Origin of the sequence: Pseudomonas sp. PvP100 (genome assembly GCF_017833055.1) — a bacterium.
GTDB classification, from domain to species: Bacteria; Pseudomonadota; Gammaproteobacteria; order Pseudomonadales; family Pseudomonadaceae; genus Aquipseudomonas; species Aquipseudomonas syringae.
This window is the reverse complement of the sequence record NZ_JAFIBO010000001.1, coordinates 138,007-156,110: the sequence shown is the minus strand read 5'-3', so window position 1 is coordinate 156,110 and position 18,104 is coordinate 138,007. Positions and strand designations below refer to the sequence as shown.

Here is an 18,104-nt window from a genome sequence, read left to right as displayed (position 1 = left end):
AAATTACTTACGCAGTTCGACGCGACGGTTTTGAGCCCAGGACTGCTCGTCGTTGCCGGTAGCAACTGGACGCTCTTCGCCGTAGGAAACCAGTTCCAGCTGAGCTGGGGAAACACCTTGCAGTACCAGGTAGCGCTGAACGGCTTTCGCACGACGCTCGCCCAGTGCCATGTTGTACTCGCGAGTACCACGTTCGTCGGTGTTGCCTTCCAGAACAACGCGAGCGCCGTTAGCTTTCAGGTCTTTGGCGTGCACGTCCAGGGAGCGCATGGCTTCTGGCTTCAGGTCCGAACTGTCGTATTCGAAGTAGAAGGTGGTGATTGCGCGCAGAGCAGCTTCTTCGCTCAGGGAGCCGTCAACAGCACCCGAGTTGGCGCCGTAACCAGCGTTAGGATCAACAGCAGCACCGCCTGCACCGGCATTGTCGCCGCCTTTGGACGAGCAACCTACAGCTACAGCCATGGCCAGAGCCAGCGCAGCAAATTTACCAAACTTCAGCATTTCCATCTTGAAACTCCTAATGAACCCCAGTGTGTTAAGCAAATCGTGTAGCGCCGCGTCAGTTCAGGTAAGGGGACCAGGAAGGTTCTCTGACTTCGCCTTGAGCGGTAGGAAGCGGGAGCCTTACGCGTCCGTTAATGGACACGAGCATCAAGACTCCCCGGCCCTGCTGGCGGGTGGCGTAGATTACCATGGTGCCGTTGGGCGCAACAGTAGGCGACTCATCAAGGTTGCTATCTGTGAGGATTTTTACGCTACCGCGGGCCAAATCCTGCACTGCTACCTTGAAATTAGTGAAGCCGTCCTGCCGGTGAATCATTACCAGCGTCTTTTCATCGGCTGACAATTTCGGGTTGGCGTTGTAGTTACCCACGAACGTTACGCGTTCGGCACCGCCGCCATTGATATTGGTCTTGTAGATCTGTGGCTTGCCGCCACGGTCCGACGTGAAGTATAGCGTAGACCCGTCCTTGCCGAAGAAAGGTTCAGTATCAATCGAAGAATCGTTGGTGACGCGGCTCAATTGACGCGACGCCAGATTGATCACATAGATCTCCGGGTTGCCATCCTTGGACAGCACGAACGCCAGCTTGCTGCCATCCGGCGACCAGGCAGGCGCGCCGTTCAGGCCTTCGAAGTTGGTGATCTGTTCGCGACGACCGGTGTCGATGTGCTGAACAAAGATGCGTGGACGCTTCTGTTCGAACGAGACATACGCAATACGCTTGCCGTCCGGCGCAAAACGCGGCGACAGGATTGGCTCACGGGATTGCAACAGGGTTACCGCACGAGCACCGTCGTAATCCGAACGCTGCAGGGTGTAACGCGTGTTGTTCTCCGAGAAGCGTTCGGCCGTCACGTAAAGCATACGAGTGGAAAACGCACCCTTGATACCGGTGAGCTTCTCGAACGACTGGTCTGCAATGTAGTGCGCCATGTCGCGCAGCTGATCATTGGTACCCGACACGTTGCCGGTCAGCACTTGCTGCTCGGTGGCCACGTTGAACAGTGCGTACTGGATCTGCAGACGTCCGCCGGCAGGCGTGATGTTGCCGACCATGACGTACTGGGCACCCAGCGCTTTCCAGTCACGGAAAATGACTTCACTGGCCTGGGTCGGCAAGCTGATCATGTTCTGCTTCGGGATCGGCGCGTAGTAGCCGGAGTTGCGCAGATCGTTGCTTATGATTTCGGCCATGTCCTCAGGCAGGACGTTACCGCCCTGCCATCCGAAAGGCACAACAGCGATGGGCGCTGCACGGTCACTGCCGCTGGTGACCAGAATGTTCTTTTCTTCTGCCGACACCATTGCGGATGCGAAACAGAGAACGACCAGCAGTCCTCGAAAAAGGTTGATCACAAGGCTAGATCTCCAGGTGTGAATGTCATCTTGAATGAACGATAGGGCGCGAAGTCAGCCGGCTTCAGACCCTGCATTTCTGTCAAACGTCCAATGTTCTTCACCGCAGCAACCGCAGAGCTGTCAAACGGTCCATCGCCACTGGATTTGGCAATCGATACAGAGGCAATCGTACCGTCGGGCAACATCCCGATCTGCAACGTTACCGACATGTTGTTACGTGCCGATGGTGGACGACTCCAGCCTTCGGAAGCCCTGACACGAATCAGGTCATCAAAACTGCCAGCCGTTTCATCGCCCCGCTCGTCAGCCAAAGCCTGTTGCCGCTCCGGTTTGTCGGACAGCAAATCGGCCAGTGCCTGCGCCTTCTTGTCTTCAGCGGATTTACGAGCTGCTTCCTGCGCCTTCTTGGCGGAATCGGCAGCGGCTTTTTTCTTCGCGTCCTCGGCAGCCTTTTTCTTGGCGTCTTCTGCGGCCTTTTTCTTGGCCTCATCAGCAGCCTGTTTCTTGGCTTCCTCGGCAGCAGCTTTCTTGGCGTCTTCTTCGGCTTTTTTCTTCGCCTCTTCTTCGGCCTTTTTCTTGGCTATATCAGCCTGTTGCTTATCTTCAAGCTTTTTGGCGTCGGCGACCTTCTTGGCTTCATCGGCTTTCTTGGCATCGTCAGCCTTTTTGGCCTCCTCTGCTTTCTGTTCGGCCTTTTTGGCTTCGTCGGCAGCTTTCTGCTCTTCGGCTTTTTGAGCAGACTCTTCTTTCTTTTGTTCCGCAGCTTTTACAGCTTCCTGTTTTTGCTGCTCGATCTTTTTCTGCTCCAGCTGTTCGACTTCTGTTTGTCGCGCAGCGGTTTTCTTCGCCTCACCGGCAATCTTCTGGTTGGTCTGGGTAGTGGCCTGGCTCTTGGACTTGAGCTGATAGAGCGTTGCCTGAACGATAGGCTTGGCTTCGGGCAAATCCGGAGTCATGGCAAAGCTGACGAACAGCATGCCGAAAATCAGAATATGCAATGCCACGGCCCAGACACTGGGCCAGAAGTAGCTTTCCGAGGCGGACGGCTCTCGAATCGGCTGCATCAGGGTGCCTCGGTAATCAAGCCAACATTCCCGACCCCAGCCTTCTGCAGCCCGCCCATCGTGCCCATGACCGAGCCGTAATCGACGGTCTTGTCACCACGAATGAAAACCTGCGTCTGCTTGCCTGCGTCACGACCGGCGGCGACGATCTTGGTCACTGCGGCGGTCAGCTGTGGCAGGGTCATTGCCTTGTCCATCTGCTTGTCGGTATCGACTTCGCTGCCAAGGTTCCAGTAATAGGTCTTGTCAGCCTTGATCGAAATGGTCAGGACCTGATTGTTGTTGTCTTGCGGCAAAGCCTCGCTGGAGACCTTGGGCAAGTCGACTTTCACGCCCTGGTTGATCATGGGAGCCGTGACCATGAAAATCACGAGCAACACCAGCATCACGTCGATGTAGGGCACTACGTTCATTTCGGCGACCGGCTTGCGTTTTCTGCGACGATCTCGAGCGATTAAAGCCATGGGGAATTACCTGCTCACTCTTCGCTGGTGTGCACTTTACGGTGCAGGATGGCCTGGAACTCGTCAGCAAACGTGTAATAACGGCTGATCAAGGTCTCACTGCGCGCGGCGAAACGGTTGTAGGCAATAACGGCCGGAATGGCTGCAAACAGGCCGATGGCCGTTGCAATCAGTGCTTCGGCAATGCCCGGTGCCACGGTAGCCAGCGTTGCCTGCTGCGCAGTCGCCAGACCGCGGAAGGAGTTCATGATCCCCCAGACAGTACCGAACAGACCGACATAAGGACTGGTAGAACCGACGGTCGCCAGATACGGCAGACCGGCTTCGAGTTTCTCTTCCTCGCGGGATATGGCAACACGCATGGCGCGCGCCACACCTTCCATGACCGCATCAGGATCGACGCCGGACTGCTGACGCAGACGCGAGAACTCCTTGAAACCGGCACGGAAGATCTGCTCGACGCCCGAGTCCGGATCGGGATTGCTGCCCGCCTGACGGTACAGTTTGGACAGATCGATACCCGACCAGAAACGCTCTTCAAAGCTGTCCAATGCACGTCGACCTGCGCGCAGCATATTGCTGCGCTGAAAAATCACGATCCACGAAGTGACCGAAGCAGCTACCAGAATCAGCATTACCAACTGAACAACAATGCTGGCATTGCTGACCAAACTCCACATGGAGGAATGGTCGACGACGTTAGCTTCCACGCTTTATCTCCTGCTCTGAATGTATGCCCGCGCCGCCCTGGTCGGCGAAGGCCGCTCGCAGAGCTTCGGGAATGGCCCGGGGTTTAAAACTATCGGCGCGTACACACGCCACCAGAAACTGCCCTTCACAGAGCAGCGTTGCATCCGACGCCCGCCTGATCTGCTGTTTAAAGCGCAGGCTGACGCGATTCAATTCGGTTACTTCTGCACTGACGAGCAGCTCGTCATCCAGCCGCGCCGGCTTGTGATAACGAGCCTCACTGGAGTGCACGACAAATAAAAGGTTTTCCTGCGCCAGTTCGGATTGGGCAAAACCCAATTCCCGTAGCCGCTCGGTACGAGCCCGCTCCATGAATTTCAGATAATTGACGTAGTAGACGATGCCGCCGGCATCGGTGTCCTCGTAATAAACGCGACAGCGATGTGCGAACGACTGAACCCCGTTTTGCGCGCGCATACTCTAGAGCTTACTCCTCAGGTTGCCAATCGGGTCAGGCAACTGTTTTTCAACGTTTTGCCACTTAGTTACAGGTATCGGCGGCAGGACTGGCAATGTGACCACAGAGACCGCAAATAAATTGCAAGCCATCGCTATAAATCCACAGGCCCATCGCCAAAATCGTCCGGTACCGGTATCTCGCCCATCCTCGACGGGATATTCAGGCCGAAATGCAGATAAGCATGCCGGGTCACCACACGCCCGCGAGGTGTGCGCATGATATAGCCTTGCTGGATCAAATAGGGCTCGAGTACGTCTTCGATTGTATGACGCTCCTCGCTGATGGCCGCCGCCAGGCTGTCCACGCCCACCGGACCACCGTCGAACTTCTCGATCATGGTCAGCAGCAAACGCCTGTCCTGATGATCGAAGCCGTGCTCGTCGACGTCCAGCAGGTTGAGGGCCTTGTCGGCTGTCTGCCGGGTAATCTGCCCATTGCCACGAACCTCGGCAAAATCCCGTACGCGACGCAACAGGCGGTTGGCGATACGCGGCGTGCCACGGGCGCGCCTGGCAATCTCGAAAGCGCCCTGCGGCTCAATGACCAAACCCAGAATGCCTGCCGAGCGCGAGACAATCGTCGAAAGATCGGCGATGTTGTAAAACTCGAGTCGCTGCACGATGCCGAAACGGTCGCGCAACGGATTGGTCAGCATGCCGGCACGAGTGGTCGCGCCGACCAGCGTGAACGGCGGCAGATCAAGCTTGATCGAACGCGCTGCCGGACCCTCACCGATCATGATGTCGAGCTGGAAGTCTTCCATTGCCGGGTACAGCACTTCCTCGACGATTGGCGACAGACGATGGATCTCGTCGATGAACAGCACGTCATTGGGTTCGAGATTGGTCAGGATCGCTGCCAGATCGCCAGGCCGCTCGAGGACCGGGCCGGACGTACTCTTGATCGACACGCCCATTTCCTGGGCGATGATATTGGCGAGCGTGGTCTTGCCCAGGCCGGGCGGACCGAAGATCAGCGTGTGGTCCAGCGCTTCGCTGCGACCACGGGCAGCCTGGATGAACAACTCCATCTGCTCGCGCACGGTCGGCTGGCCGATATAGTCCGCGAGGCTCAGTGGCCGAATCGCGCGGTCCATCTGTTCATCACGATCACGGCCACCCGTGGCGGTTATCAGGCGGTCGGCGTCTATCACTTAACCCATCCCCTTCAACGCACGGCGAATCAGATCCGCACTGCTCAAATCTTTTTCCTTGATGGCGGAGACAGCCTTGCTCGCCTCCTGAGGTTTGTAGCCCAGCGAAATCAGTGCGCTGACCGCATCGGATTCTGCCGACGCTACAGGCTCAGCCTGATTGGGGCCATTGGAAACCAGCGTAAAGGTGCCTGGCAAGGACTCCCAGGCCTTGAAACGATCCTTGAGCTCGACCAGCAGACGCTCGGCGGTCTTCTTGCCCACGCCGGGAATGCGCGTCAGCGCCGACGTGTCCTGCGCCTGCACGCAACGCACCAGCTCATCGACTTCCAGACCGGACATCAGCGCCAGTGCCAGCTTGGGGCCGACGCCATTGAGCCGGATCAGCTCACGAAACAGCTCGCGCTCGCGCTTTTCGTAGAAGCCGTACAAAAGGTGCGCGTCCTCACGGACCACCAGGTGGGTGTGCAACGTCACCGTCTCGCCGACATGCGGCAACCGGTACAGGGTGGTCATCGGCACTTCCACCTCATAGCCGACGCCGTTGACATCCAGCACCAGATGCGGAGGCTGCTTTTCGGCGAGAGAGCCGCGTAAACGTCCAATCACGTTTCAGATCCTTTCGTGTTGCCTGTCGCTCGCGCGAAGAAGTTGAACACCGTCATCATAGAAAATATGCGGACACATAATGCCAGTCAGAGCCGCAAGCGGCCGCCGCGACTGCGCGCAGTGGCCAACCCGTGAGGAATCAGACTGGAGCGCGTATGCGCGTGGCACAGGGCGATGGCAAGGGCATCGGACGCATCGATTTGCGGCTTTTGGGTCAGCTTGAGCAGATGCATGACCATCATCATCACCTGTTCTTTATTGGCACCGCCGGTTCCTGCAACGGCCTGCTTGACCTGGGTTGCGGTGTATTCGGCAATTTCCAGCGCTTCTTCGGCACCCGCCACGATGGCTGCGCCCCTGGCCTGCCCCAGCTTCAATGCCGAATCGGCGTTACGCGCCATGAAAACCTTCTCGATGCCCATCGTCACCGGTCCGTAGGTCTTGATGACCTCCCGCACACCGCGATAAACGATCTGCAAACGCTCGTGCAGCTCGCCGCTGCCAGTGCGGATGCAGCCCGACGCAACATAGACACAGCCGCGTCCGGTGTCGCGTACCACGCCATAGCCGGTGATTCGCGAACCGGGATCGATACCAAGAATAAGAGTCATAACGCCTGCAGCTTGAGGAGGTCACGCAAAACAATAGGTGCAGCATAAAGGCAGAAGCCGGGGGCCGATAGCTGCGTGTTGCTCACAGCTTCGTTCCCCCGGCTTCCGACCTGGTGTTGCCTGTGAGCGATCAGCCCAGCTGTTCCATCACTTCGTCCGGGATTTCCGCGTTTGAATAGACGTTCTGCACGTCATCCAGGTCTTCGAGCATATCAATCAGCTTGAGTACCTTTTCAGCGGTTTCCAGATCAAGCACAGCGCTGGTGGTCGGCAGCATGACGATCTCTGCATCTGCTGCCTTGAAGCCTGCTGCCTCCAATGCGTTACGCACCGCATAAAACCCGGAGAACGAGGTGAACACATCGATCGAGCCGTCTTCGTTGGTCACGACATCGTCAGCATCGGCCTCCATGGCAGCCTCGATCAGCGAATCCTCATCGACACCGGCGAAGGAGATCTGGCCCTTGCGATCGAACAGGTACGCAACAGAACCGTCGGTGCCGAGATTGCCGCCGCACTTGGTGAACGCATGGCGTACAGCCGCCGCAGTACGATTGCGGTTGTCGGTCATGGTTTCAACCATGACCGCCACGCCGCCCGGACCATAGCCCTCGTAACCCAGCTCTTCGACATCATCACCGTCGGAGGCCCCTACTCCTCGCGCCACCGCACGATCAATGGTGTCACGGGTCATGTTCGCACCAAGCGCCTTGTCCAGCGCCAACCGCAGACGCGGGTTGGAACCGGGATCACCGCCACCCTGACGCGCAGCAACGGTCAGCTCACGGATCCACTTGGTGAAAATCTTGCCTTTCTTGGCATCCTGACGCTCTTTGCGGTGCTTGATGTTCGCCCACTTAGAATGACCTGCCATTTTTCGCTCCAGATTCTTTTTGAAACACCTTCACCTTTCGCCCTGAAAAACCGGGCAAAAAGCTTCACTCAATAAGGGCAGATACAGGGCGTATCGACGATACGCCCTGCCCGGCATCACTCGGCCTTCGGCTGCTCGCGCAGACGGATGTGCAGCTCGCGCAACGCTTTGGCATCGACAACGCCAGGCGCCTGGGTCATGACATCGGCCGCGCTCTGGGTTTTCGGGAACGCAATCACTTCACGAATCGATTGCGCGCCGGTCATCAGCATCACCAGACGGTCCAGACCGAAAGCCAGACCACCGTGCGGTGGCGCGCCGTATTTCAAGGCATCGAGCAGGAAGCCGAACTTCTCCTGCTGCTCGTCTTCGGCAATGCCCAGCAGACGGAAGACCGCCTGTTGCATTTCCTTGCGATGGATACGGATCGAACCGCCGCCCAGCTCGGTGCCGTTGAGCACCATGTCGTATGCACGGGACAGCGCGGTCGCCGGGTTGGCTTCCAGCTCTTCAGGCGTGCACTTGGGTGCCGTGAAGGGGTGGTGCAATGCGGTGAAGCTGCCGTCGTCGTTTTCTTCGAACATCGGGAAGTCAACGACCCACATCGGTGCCCACTCGCACGTGTGCAGCTTGAGGTCATTGCCGATCTTGATGCGCAGCGCGCCAAGGGCCTCGCTGACGATCTTGAACTTGTCCGCACCGAAGAAAACGATGTCGCCATCAACCGCACCAACGCGATCGAGGATGACGTTCAGGTTGTCTTCCGGAATGAACTTGACGATCGGCGACTGCAAGCCTTCCGGCCCCTTCGCACGCTCGTTGACCTTGATGTAGGCCAGACCCTTGGCACCATAGATGCTGACGAACTTGGTGTAGTCGTCGATCTGGCTGCGCGCCATACTGGCGGCGCCCGGTACACGCAGTGCGGCAACGCGCCCCTTGGGATCGTTGGCCGGGCCGCTGAACACCTTGAATTCCACGCCGGTGAGCTGATCGGCAACATCCACCAGTTCCAGCGGGTTGCGCAGGTCCGGCTTGTCGGAACCGTAGCGGCGCATGGCCTCTTCGAAAGTCATGTGCGGGAAATCACCGAACTCCAGGTCCAGAACTTCCTTGAACAGCTGACGAACCATCTTCTCGGTCAGACCGATGATGTCCTCTTCGTTGAGGAAGCTGGTTTCGATGTCGATCTGGGTGAATTCCGGCTGACGGTCAGCACGCAGGTCTTCGTCGCGGAAGCATTTGGCGATCTGGTAGTAACGGTCGAAGCCAGCCACCATCAGCAGTTGCTTGAACAGCTGAGGCGATTGCGGCAGGGCGAAGAAGCTGCCCGGGTGTGTGCGGCTTGGCACCAGATAGTCGCGAGCGCCTTCCGGGGTGGCGCGGGTCAGGATCGGCGTCTCGACGTCGAGGAAGCCGTTGTCATCCAGATAGCGACGGATACTGGTAGTGATGCGCGAACGCAGACGCAGCTTCTCGGCCATTTCCGGACGGCGCAGGTCGATGAAGCGATAACGCAGACGTGTTTCCTCGCCGACGTCGGAATACTCATTCAGCGGGAACGGCGGCGTTTCGGACTCGTTCAACACCTCGAGTTCGTAACCCAGAACTTCGATGGCGCCTGACGCCATGTTCGCATTCACGGCACCTGCCGGGCGAGCACGAACCTTGCCCACGACCTTGACCACGTACTCGCTACGCACGCGATCAGCGGCAGCGAAGCTGTCGGCACGATCCGGGTCGAACACGACTTGAGCCATGCCTTCACGGTCGCGGATATCGAGGAAGATAACGCCCCCGTGGTCACGACGACGGTGGACCCATCCGCAAAGGGTAATTTCCTGGCCTTCCAGACTCTCGTTCAGTTGGCCGCAATAATGGCTGCGCATCATGATGGTGTTTTCACTTCTCGTAATTCGAATTCGGTGGCGATTTCGCTCCTGGCTTGCGCTCAGAGGTACAAGGCACTGGCACAAGACTAAATCCAGCCCTGGCCCACGCAGAGTCACGCCCGCTAGCAAGACGGAGGATTATATAGAGTTAATTGGCACCGTGCAGCCGGACGAACCTATTAACGACCGGATAAGCTCATGATCACCCCGCGCAGCCGAGCCGTTCGCTCGCGCTGCGGGGGAAAGCGCAGGCCCACCTGAGCGAGCCCACAGAAATGAGGATAAGCCCACGCTAGACGTGAGAATTTTCCAGGCAATCGCCCTTCAAAAGATGCGCCACACAGACAACACGAATCAAACCACTGAAATTCTTCACGCCCCCGTACCGTAAGTGAACCTCCCGATCAATGTAGGACAGCACCGCATTGACGGAGCACTCATTACTACTGGCGATACCTGAAAGAATGTTCCAGTACACTTTCTCCAGACGCAGGCACGTCGCCAGGCCGTTAAGTCGAACGGATTTTGAGTGCGGCTGCGCCAGCGTCATATTGAAATCCTCGACAAAAGGATCATGGCGTATTTCCACCTCTCGGCGGAGCAACTTAAGCTCTCGCTCAGCACTTCGTAACATCATAACCGCCACCTTCGAATCATTGAATTTTAAGCATCAAAAGAAATATTCAAAAACAAATAAATGTCCCGATGTATAAAACATGATTGGCGATTTTATAGCCAGAAGCCCCTACACGTTGTCACTGTAGGAGATGGCTACAGGAAACAACGGAATATCGTTATTAACCTTGAAGGGGGCGCCAATAAAAGCGAGGAAAACTGCAGAGCAGCGCGCGACTGTTGGGCCTCGGCTTGCCCGAGCAATTGCGCGATGAAAGCAGGTGCAGGAAGTGACAGGTGTGACGGGCGAAGAACAACTCAGGAACGGGACGAGTGGCACTTGAAGCCACTCGTCCCTGGCCGTTACTTGGACTCGAGCATCGAGCGCAGCATCCAGGCGGTTTTTTCGTGCACCTGCATGCGTTGCGTCAGTAGGTCAGCCGTCGGCTCATCACTAACCTTATCCAGAAGAGGAAAGATACTACGAGCAGTACGGACAACAGCCTCTTGACCCTGCACCAGACTTTTGATCATATCTTCAGCACTGGGCACGCCTTCTTCTTCCTTGATGGAAGACAGGCGCGCATATGTCGAATAAGTACCCGGCGCCGGAAAGCCCAGAGCACGAATACGCTCGGCAATGGAATCAACCGCCAGTGCCAGCTCGTTATATTGTTCTTCGAACATCAAATGCAGCGTGCGAAACATCGGCCCGCTGACATTCCAGTGAAAGTTGTGAGTCTTGAGGTAAAGCACATAAGTATCCGACAGCAGATGCGACAGACCGTCCACGATCGATTTGCGATCCTCTTCACTGATACCGATATCGATTGCCATGTTTCATGCCCTTTTGGTGAGGATTGAAAAGCAGTAAAGACGACTACTCTATCAAGAGAACCCGAATGGCGCAGCTTTCCGTTGGCAGGATGCTATCTGCTGGCAGCGAACTACGCCTCTGCCAGGGCTATTCACACGGGGCTGCAGCGGGCGTCCGGACCAGAAAATACCTGCGCGCCTGAAGGAGTCGTCAGCAAAATCCGTGAGACGCTCTGTTTCGCGCATCTACAGAGCCACTAAAGGACAGCGGGCTGCCAGCGCCGGACAGGCACGCGCACCATTATCGATTGCTGATTTGAGTAGGATCAGGCTTTGCTGTTAAATACACGCCGTGTCGCCAACGAGTTGTGATCCAGCGCTGGCACATAGGCCGGCCCAGCGTCCGTGCATCACGCCTCATCTTTTTCAGAAGCGTACCGGGCGTTACCAGCTATTTCTTGTAATCCTTCTTGCATGTGAGCTTTTTAAAATGTTGAAAATTGTCCATCTGGTAACGGGAGCAGCAGCCCTGTTGCTTTCTTTCATACCGAGCCTGCGTAGTGAAGCGGCATCTCTCTACCTGCAAAATCCTGACGCGATCTGCCTGGCTTTTCTAGGGCTGCTTAACTTGATACTCGCTCCGGTCATTCCTTACTGGAATAGAGGTCCGCGTCATAATCTGCAAAATCTGGTCAGTGCATTGCTTGTCATTGCGGTAATCGTACAAACGCTAACCTTGCTTGTTCCTCTACCCGGCATCGCCGGTCAACCGGCTATTCTGGTGAGTCTGGCTGTCGCCATCGTAGCCGTCGCCCTGCACCTGAGCGTCAGCTTCTACAGGTCTTACACCCCTTCGTCCGCGCCACAAAGCCACGACATGGGAAATCGTGATACTGGCACCGTAAAGTGGTTCAACACCTCCAAGGGCTTCGGCTTCATCTCCCGGGATTCCGGCGACGATATTTTTGTGCATTTCCGAGCCATTCGCGGTGAGGGTCATCGCGTACTGGTCGAAGGACAGCGCGTCGAGTTTTCCGTAATGAACCGTGACAAAGGCCTGCAGGCCGAAGATGTCATTGCAGCCCTGCCCCGCCGCTGATTGTTTCAAGCAACAAAAAAACCGCGACCTCCTGACGGAGGTCGCGGTTTTTTTATGGCAGCCCATCAATAATGAGGTGGCGGCGCATCTTCCTCGAAGGTCTCGAACTGACTGCCCATTTCCTCCTGACGCTTGAGCATCGCAGCCATCTGCAGTTGCAGATGATCAAGCTCGCGCTGCTGCTTTACCAGCACGTCATTGAGTGCCTGAATCGTATCGTCCTGAAAGGCCATACGGCTTTCAAGCTCCATGACTCGCTCTTCAAGGCTCATGATTGCTCCTCCTCAAATCGAAAATCATTTGTCAGTACCGGCTTCAGTTGTCGACGGATTGCCGAGAGCTGTTCGTCAGTATAAGCGATGGCAGCATGCTTGCCCCACACAGGCGCAGGCCAGGCGGCATCGTCACGTTTGCGCACGATGACGTGCATATGCAGCTGGCTCACCACGTTACCCAACGCGGCAACGTTGATTTTATCCGCATCGAAGAGCTCGTTCAGCACCTTGGCCAACGCACTCGTCTCCTGCCAAAACTGCATCTGGTCTGCTGCACTCAGCTGAAAGACTTCGGTGATATCTGCGCGGCGCGGCACCAGAATGAACCAAGGGTAGTGGCTGTCGTTGGAGAGCAGCAACCGGCACAGCGGAAAGTCGCCAATCGGCAAGGTGTCTTGTTGAAGACGAGAATCCAGAACGAACACGATAAATAGCTCCTGACTGCCAGGTGAATGCACCTGCCCTGTCGGTAACAGGGTGCTGCGATAGGCAGTCAGGATACTAGGCTTCGCGTAAGGCTTCACCTGTGCACCAGAATGCACCCACCATAAAGGTCGCCGCACCGATTTGACGCCGCTGACTGGAGGCAGATCCCACTGTGAGCAGCCGCACCTTGAAAGACTGCCTTACGATTGCCTGCCTGACCTACATGAAAATGAAACATTCATTGCCTCACCATGACCGCCAGCCAGAGCAATGCTCCAGGTTCAGGCGAACCCGATGGGGAATGCACCAAAATCACACACTGCTGTTGCGTCAGCAACACAACGGATTCGTTTTCTACTCAATGTAAGCCTGTACCGGTAACGTTTTTGGGCGAGAGGGGCAGAGAACACCCTTGGCGCAGAAAAACCAGAGGTATTTTAAAAAAATAAAAATAGTCATTTAAAACAGATAGATGGAGCAAAAATGCGATCTTGATTCTGATTTTTCACAAAATTTTTTCATTTCCGGAAACTTTGTGCACGCTTGTTGCTTTATCACCCATATGATCACGACATCCCTGGCGGAAAACAGGGGTGACAGAATCAAGGGAAACAAGGCTTGCGACCCTGAGGGACGCTGTGACAGACCGCACCTTGACCGATCCGGCAAGGTTCAGAATGCCACTACAGGCTAGCTCGGCTGCGCGTCGTAAAGATTCTGAAAGGATAAGGCTGTAGCTATAGCAACCCAAGTCAGCGTGATATAGATTCCGCCGACAAAAATAGAAAGAGCCGCCCAGATAAAAAAACAGGTGGGACGGCAGACAAATCTTCTAAAAACCAAAGGAGCAATCACGATGAGAGTGATGAAGTGGAGCGCAATCGCACTGGCCGTTACGGCAGCCAGCGCCCAAATGGCAACAGCCGCACCTTTCGTCAGCGATCAGGCTGATGCCAAGGGCTTTGTGGAAGGCAGCACGCTTGACCTGAAGTTGCGCAACTATTATTTCAACCGTGACAACAAAAACGGCAATAGTGATTTGAGAGACTGGACCCAAGGTCTCTGGGCGAATTTCAGCACCGGTTACACTCAAGGCACCGTCGGTGTCGGCGCTGAAGCTTTTGGCTATTTCGGCATGCAGCTCTGGGCTCCGGACGCATACTCGGGCTCCACTAACCTGGCGTTCAACCGCAACACCGGTGAAAATGAAAACTCTCTTGGCAAGCTCGGTGGCGCTGTCAAATTTCGCATCTCGAAAACAGAGCTGAAAATTGGCGACATGCAGCCTACCAGCCCGGTATTCGCAGTTGGCGGCTCTCGCTTGCTTCCACAAACCGCAAGTGGTTTGAGCCTGCAAAGTAGTGAAATCTCAGGCCTCGACCTTGAGGCTGGCCACTTCTACTCCGGCACCAGCCAGAACGATACTAGCCATGACGGCGGAATTTTTGCCAACTATGCTGGCGTTGAAGCCAATAGCGCGGACTTCGCTGGTGGCAAATACGCAATTACCGACAGCCTGGGCGTTGCATTCTATGCCGCCAAGCTGGAAGACATCTGGGATCAATACTACGCCAACGTGAACTACGCCCTGCCACTGGGTGGAGATCAGTCTCTGGCATTCGATGCGAACATCTATCGCACCGTTGACGAAGGCAGCGCCAAAGCCGGCTCGATCAGCAACACCGCGTTCTCCGGTTCCGCAGCCTACTCGTTCCTTGCTGCGCATACCGTTACCCTCGCGCTCCAGAAGATCAACGGTGACACTCCGTTCGACTACATCGGTATCGGTGACAACAACCGCGGTGGCGACTCGATCTTCCTGAACAACTCGATCCAGTACTCCGACTTCAACGGTCCGGGTGAAAAATCCTGGCAGGTCCGCTACGACCTGAACATGACTCCGTACGGCGTTCCAGGCCTGAGCTTCATGACCCGTTACATCAAGGGTACTGACATCGACGGCACCAAAACACCTACCGGCAGCGCTTATGCTGGCCTGTACGGTGCAGACGGCGAGCACCACGAAACCAACCTTGAAGCCAAATACGTCGTACAGACTGGCCCGGCCAAAGACCTGTCCTTCCGTATGCGTCAGGCATGGCACCGCGCCAACGCCGACCAGGGCGAAGGCGACGTCAACGAGTTCCGCCTGATTGTCGATTACCCGATCTCGATCCTGTAATCACCGCTCAGCACTCGTTAATAGAAGAAGCCCGGCATATGCCGGGCTTTTTCATGAGCCCATGAAAGCGCTTCAACGCCACCTGCAAGCCAGCCGCGCCCTGTACGCGACCGGCACAGCGCCGTACAATGCCAGGTCATTTCCTGTCTCAGCAACCGACAACGGCCAACCATGCGCACCAGTCAATTTTTGCTCGCCACACAGAAAGAAACCCCTTCCGATGCGGTCGTGGTCAGCCATCAGCTGATGCTGCGCGCCGGCATGATTCGCAAGCTGGCCTCCGGCCTCTACACCTGGCTGCCCATGGGCCTGCGCGTGCTGCGCAAGGTCGAAGCCATCGTTCGTGAAGAAATGGACGCCGCAGGCGCACTCGAAATTCTGATGCCCGGCATTCAACCCGCAGAACTGTGGCAGGAATCCGGACGCTGGGAGCAGTATGGCCCGGAGCTGATGCGTCTGGTCGACCGCCACAACCGTGAGTTCTGCCTGGGCCCGACCCACGAAGAAGTCATCACCGATCTGGCACGCAATGAGCTCAACAGCTATAAACAGCTGCCGATCAATATGTACCAGATCCAGACCAAATTCCGTGACGAGATCCGCCCACGCTTCGGCCTGATGCGTGGACGCGAGTTCGTCATGAAAGACGCCTACTCGTTCCACGCCGATCACGAATCGCTGCAGGTCACCTACGACCGCATGCATCTGGCGTACAGCAACATCTTCACCCGACTGGGCCTGAAGTTCCGCCCGGTCGAAGCGGATAACGGCTCGATTGGTGGCGCCGGCTCGCACGAATTCCACGTACTGGCCGAATCCGGCGAAGACGATATCGTGTTCAGCGACGGCTCCGATTACGCAGCCAACATCGAAAAGGCCGAGGCGATTCCTCGCGAGAAGACGCGCCCTGCCGCTACCGAAGAGCTGCGTCTGATCGACACGCCGAACACCAAGACCATCGCCCAACTGGTCGAAGGTTTCGGTCTGCCAATCGAGAAAACCGTCAAGACGCTGGTGGTGCATGCTGCCGAAGAAGGCAAGCTGATCGCCCTGATCATCCGCGGCGATCACGAGCTCAATGAAATCAAGGCCAGTCAGCTGGAACAGGTCGCCAACCCGCTGGTCATGGCGTCCGAAGCCGAACTGCGCGACGCCATCGGCGCAGGCGCGGGCTCACTGGGCCCATTGAACCTGCCCCTGCCGTGCATCATCGACCGCTCTGTCGAGCTGATGAGCGACTTCAGCGTCGGTGCCAACATCGACGACAAGCATTATTTCGGCGTCAACTGGGAGCGCGATCTGCCGGTTCCGACCGTTGCCGACCTGCGCAATGTGGTTGCGGGCGACCCGAGCCCGGATGGCAAGGGCACGCTGGAAATCAAGCGCGGCATCGAAGTGGGTCACATCTTCCAGCTGGGCACCAAGTACAGCGAAGCGATGAAGTGCCAGGTGCTGGGTGAAAACGGCAAGCCGGTCAATCTGGCGATGGGTTGCTATGGCATCGGTGTTTCCCGAGTGGTTGCAGCTGCCATCGAACAGAACAGCGACGAAAACGGCATCATCTGGAACGATACCCTCGCGCCGTTCCAGATTGCGCTGGTCCCGCTGCGCTACGAGACAGACGCCGTTCGTGAAGCGACGGACAAACTGTACGCCGACCTGACGGCTGCCGGTTTTGAAGTATTGCTCGACGACCGCGACAAGAAGACCAGCCCGGGCATCAAGTTCGCCGACATGGAACTGATCGGTATCCCGCACCGCATCGTGGTGAGCGACCGAGGCTTGGCCGAAGGCAATCTGGAATACAAGAGCCGTACCGAATCGCAACCGCAAGCCATTGCAGTCGCGGACGTGCTGTCGTTCATCCAGGGCAAAGTGAACCGCTGAGTCAAAAGGCGCACCTGCTCGCAGGTGCGCCGCTCTTCACTCGCCCAATCCGCATCAGAGATCCCATGCTCAAACGAAGCACCTTAAGCCTCGGCAGCGCCGTTCTGTGCGGCTCATTTCTCGTCGGCGGCTGTGCCAACCAGCTCTCTCAGCGCAGCGAGCACGAGGAGCGAGTCGAACGCAAACTGCTCGAACATACCCTGCAAGTCGATATCGGCGAACCCAAGACACTGGAGTTGCCGCAACGCCGCGTGCGGATTCACGAGCACAAATCGTTCGAGGTCACCGACTTTGAAGTCACCCGCCACTATGACCGCTACACGCCTTACCAACCGTGGCGGGAGGTCTACGAGATCCCGCTCGGCGCAGTCGCTGTTGTCGCAGGTGTCGGGGCCAACGTGGTCAACGTGTTTGCGCTGGGCAATTTGCCGGAAAGCATGACCAAGGACTGGATTCACTATGGCGTGGCAGGTCTCAACCCGTTCATGAATGCCCCGTCCCACGGTCGCGCCGAGCAGAATCTGGCGAGCATCGACGAGGTTCAGAAAGACAAGCGAATCGAGAACTCCACCCTGCCCTGGAATGAACGCCCGGTGATGGTCAAGGCCGGCAATGAAACTCATGAAATGAGCACTGACCGCAACGGCATCCTGCGCCTGAACCTGCTGGACAGTCCGTTTGCCGAACAGGACCTCAGCCGCATCACTCGCATTTATATCAACGTCGAAGACGATCAGGACAGCGCGCACACGAGCGCCAGTTTGCCCATCAGCCATTCGCTACGCGGCAAGCTTCTGGAGGCGCACGCCCTGATCTACGACGACCTTGAAGATGATGAGGTCAGCCAGTGGGTGCATCGGGTCAAGCGTCTTTCTGATATGGGGCTGGAAGAAGAAGCCAGCGAGCTGGAACAGAACCTGATCGAACTGACGCGCAACGATCCACAGTTGCAGGGTGAATTTCTCAAGTCACTCGCCAGAGACGCTGGCCGCCTGGTCGCCGTTCCTGCCCAGAGCCAGTAACAAGTGCCTGTAACATGAAAGGCCGCGGCGTATAACCGCGG

The 18,104-nt window shown here is 56.8% G+C and carries 19 protein-coding genes; 4 read left to right on the top strand and 15 right to left on the bottom strand.

What is annotated here, in order from left to right; genetic code table 11:
* Window positions 1-3: 3 nt before the first annotated feature.
* From pal to JOE39_RS00650, 13 genes are all read right to left on the bottom strand, one after another.
* Window positions 4-507 carry a peptidoglycan-associated lipoprotein Pal gene (pal, locus tag JOE39_RS00710; RefSeq protein WP_003314369.1) on the bottom strand — a complete coding sequence of 168 codons (504 nt, stop codon included), beginning with the start codon at window positions 505-507 and terminating at the stop codon, window positions 4-6.
* Window positions 508-559: 52 nt separating this feature from the next.
* Entirely contained in the window at window positions 560-1,810 is a 1,251-nt protein-coding gene (tolB, locus tag JOE39_RS00705) for a Tol-Pal system beta propeller repeat protein TolB (protein WP_210434907.1), read from the bottom strand.
* A 47-nt stretch (window positions 1,811-1,857) separates the two neighbouring features.
* On the bottom strand, window positions 1,858-2,928 hold the full coding sequence (gene tolA, locus JOE39_RS00700; protein ID WP_003314366.1) for a cell envelope integrity protein TolA: 1,071 nt from the start codon (window positions 2,926-2,928) through the stop codon (window positions 1,858-1,860).
* Window positions 2,928-3,383 (bottom strand): protein TolR, encoded by a 456-nt coding sequence (gene tolR, locus JOE39_RS00695; protein WP_161420636.1) that lies wholly within the window; start codon window positions 3,381-3,383, stop codon window positions 2,928-2,930. Before tolR ends, tolA begins: the two co-directional genes overlap by 1 nt.
* A gap of 23 nt (window positions 3,384-3,406) precedes the next feature.
* Window positions 3,407-4,102 (bottom strand): protein TolQ, encoded by a 696-nt coding sequence (tolQ, locus tag JOE39_RS00690; protein ID WP_002554655.1) that lies wholly within the window; start codon window positions 4,100-4,102, stop codon window positions 3,407-3,409.
* Window positions 4,092-4,559 (bottom strand): tol-pal system-associated acyl-CoA thioesterase, encoded by a 468-nt coding sequence (ybgC, locus tag JOE39_RS00685; protein WP_003314364.1) that lies wholly within the window; start codon window positions 4,557-4,559, stop codon window positions 4,092-4,094. The genes tolQ and ybgC overlap by 11 nt, the downstream gene beginning before the upstream one ends.
* Before the next feature lie 134 nt (window positions 4,560-4,693).
* Window positions 4,694-5,755, bottom strand: coding sequence for a Holliday junction branch migration DNA helicase RuvB (gene ruvB / locus JOE39_RS00680; protein WP_024650274.1), 1,062 nt, complete (start codon window positions 5,753-5,755; stop codon window positions 4,694-4,696).
* Window positions 5,756-6,364 (bottom strand): Holliday junction branch migration protein RuvA, encoded by a 609-nt coding sequence (gene ruvA / locus JOE39_RS00675; RefSeq protein ID WP_003364731.1) that lies wholly within the window; start codon window positions 6,362-6,364, stop codon window positions 5,756-5,758. It abuts the gene before it with no gap.
* An 86-nt stretch (window positions 6,365-6,450) separates the two neighbouring features.
* The gene (ruvC, locus tag JOE39_RS00670) at window positions 6,451-6,975 is read right to left on the bottom strand and encodes a crossover junction endodeoxyribonuclease RuvC (RefSeq protein WP_003314361.1); all 525 of its coding nucleotides are present in this window, start codon (window positions 6,973-6,975) and stop codon (window positions 6,451-6,453) included.
* 130 nt (window positions 6,976-7,105) lie between these two features.
* Window positions 7,106-7,849 carry a YebC/PmpR family DNA-binding transcriptional regulator gene (locus tag JOE39_RS00665; protein WP_032658485.1) on the bottom strand — a complete coding sequence of 248 codons (744 nt, stop codon included), beginning with the start codon at window positions 7,847-7,849 and terminating at the stop codon, window positions 7,106-7,108.
* A 116-nt stretch (window positions 7,850-7,965) separates the two neighbouring features.
* Window positions 7,966-9,741, bottom strand: a complete 1,776-nt coding sequence (gene aspS, locus JOE39_RS00660; protein WP_002554661.1) for an aspartate--tRNA ligase — start codon at window positions 9,739-9,741, stop codon at window positions 7,966-7,968.
* A 292-nt stretch (window positions 9,742-10,033) separates the two neighbouring features.
* Entirely contained in the window at window positions 10,034-10,378 is a 345-nt protein-coding gene (locus JOE39_RS00655) for a ribbon-helix-helix domain-containing protein (protein ID WP_024692510.1), read from the bottom strand.
* Between the two features lie 341 nt (window positions 10,379-10,719).
* Window positions 10,720-11,193 carry a Dps family protein gene (locus JOE39_RS00650; RefSeq protein ID WP_003314356.1) on the bottom strand — a complete coding sequence of 158 codons (474 nt, stop codon included), beginning with the start codon at window positions 11,191-11,193 and terminating at the stop codon, window positions 10,720-10,722.
* 469 nt (window positions 11,194-11,662) lie between these two features.
* On the opposite strand from JOE39_RS00650, the gene JOE39_RS26455 reads away from it, so the two are divergent.
* Complete coding sequence (locus JOE39_RS26455; RefSeq protein WP_003422106.1) at window positions 11,663-12,271, top strand: cold-shock protein; 609 nt, start codon at window positions 11,663-11,665, stop codon at window positions 12,269-12,271.
* A gap of 65 nt (window positions 12,272-12,336) precedes the next feature.
* On the opposite strand, the gene JOE39_RS00640 is transcribed toward JOE39_RS26455, so the two are convergent.
* Complete coding sequence (locus JOE39_RS00640) at window positions 12,337-12,543, bottom strand: SlyX family protein (protein ID WP_003304583.1); 207 nt, start codon at window positions 12,541-12,543, stop codon at window positions 12,337-12,339.
* Window positions 12,540-12,971, bottom strand: coding sequence for an HIT domain-containing protein (locus JOE39_RS00635; RefSeq protein WP_016567431.1), 432 nt, complete (start codon window positions 12,969-12,971; stop codon window positions 12,540-12,542). The genes JOE39_RS00640 and JOE39_RS00635 overlap by 4 nt, the downstream gene beginning before the upstream one ends.
* A gap of 857 nt (window positions 12,972-13,828) precedes the next feature.
* Between JOE39_RS00635 and JOE39_RS00630 the strand changes: the two genes are divergently transcribed.
* The 3 genes from JOE39_RS00630 to JOE39_RS00620 all read left to right on the top strand — a co-directional run bounded on the left by JOE39_RS00630 (window position 13,829) and on the right by JOE39_RS00620 (window position 18,063).
* Window positions 13,829-15,154, top strand: coding sequence for an OprD family porin (locus tag JOE39_RS00630; RefSeq protein ID WP_004418667.1), 1,326 nt, complete (start codon window positions 13,829-13,831; stop codon window positions 15,152-15,154).
* Between the two features lie 171 nt (window positions 15,155-15,325).
* Window positions 15,326-17,041 carry a proline--tRNA ligase gene (locus JOE39_RS00625; protein WP_004418668.1) on the top strand — a complete coding sequence of 572 codons (1,716 nt, stop codon included), beginning with the start codon at window positions 15,326-15,328 and terminating at the stop codon, window positions 17,039-17,041.
* Window positions 17,042-17,106: 65 nt separating this feature from the next.
* Window positions 17,107-18,063 (top strand): lipoprotein, encoded by a 957-nt coding sequence (locus tag JOE39_RS00620; protein ID WP_003390980.1) that lies wholly within the window; start codon window positions 17,107-17,109, stop codon window positions 18,061-18,063.
* Window positions 18,064-18,104 lie beyond the last annotated feature (41 nt).

Excerpts from the sequence above, each read along its gene's own strand:
- pal (WP_003314369.1), bottom strand. The coding sequence starts at position 507 with ATGGAAATGCTGAAGTTTGGTAAATTTGCTGCGCTGGCTCTGGCCATG.
- tolB (WP_210434907.1), bottom strand. The coding sequence starts at position 1,810 with ATGGTGTCGGCAGAAGAAAAGAACATTCTGGTCACCAGCGGCAGTGAC.
- tolA (WP_003314366.1), bottom strand. The coding sequence starts at position 2,928 with ATGCAGCCGATTCGAGAGCCGTCCGCCTCGGAAAGCTACTTCTGGCCC.
- ybgC (WP_003314364.1), bottom strand. The coding sequence starts at position 4,559 with ATGCGCGCGCAAAACGGGGTTCAGTCGTTCGCACATCGCTGTCGCGTT.
- ruvC (WP_003314361.1), bottom strand. The coding sequence starts at position 6,975 with ATGACTCTTATTCTTGGTATCGATCCCGGTTCGCGAATCACCGGCTAT.
- JOE39_RS00665 (WP_032658485.1), bottom strand. The coding sequence starts at position 7,849 with ATGGCAGGTCATTCTAAGTGGGCGAACATCAAGCACCGCAAAGAGCGT.
- aspS (WP_002554661.1), bottom strand. The coding sequence starts at position 9,741 with ATGATGCGCAGCCATTATTGCGGCCAACTGAACGAGAGTCTGGAAGGC.
- JOE39_RS00655 (WP_024692510.1), bottom strand. The coding sequence starts at position 10,378 with ATGATGTTACGAAGTGCTGAGCGAGAGCTTAAGTTGCTCCGCCGAGAG.
- JOE39_RS00650 (WP_003314356.1), bottom strand. The coding sequence starts at position 11,193 with ATGGCAATCGATATCGGTATCAGTGAAGAGGATCGCAAATCGATCGTG.
- JOE39_RS26455 (WP_003422106.1), top strand. The coding sequence starts at position 11,663 with ATGTTGAAAATTGTCCATCTGGTAACGGGAGCAGCAGCCCTGTTGCTT.
- JOE39_RS00640 (WP_003304583.1), bottom strand. The coding sequence starts at position 12,543 with ATGAGCCTTGAAGAGCGAGTCATGGAGCTTGAAAGCCGTATGGCCTTT.
- JOE39_RS00630 (WP_004418667.1), top strand. The coding sequence starts at position 13,829 with ATGAGAGTGATGAAGTGGAGCGCAATCGCACTGGCCGTTACGGCAGCC.
- JOE39_RS00625 (WP_004418668.1), top strand. The coding sequence starts at position 15,326 with ATGCGCACCAGTCAATTTTTGCTCGCCACACAGAAAGAAACCCCTTCC.
- JOE39_RS00620 (WP_003390980.1), top strand. The coding sequence starts at position 17,107 with ATGCTCAAACGAAGCACCTTAAGCCTCGGCAGCGCCGTTCTGTGCGGC.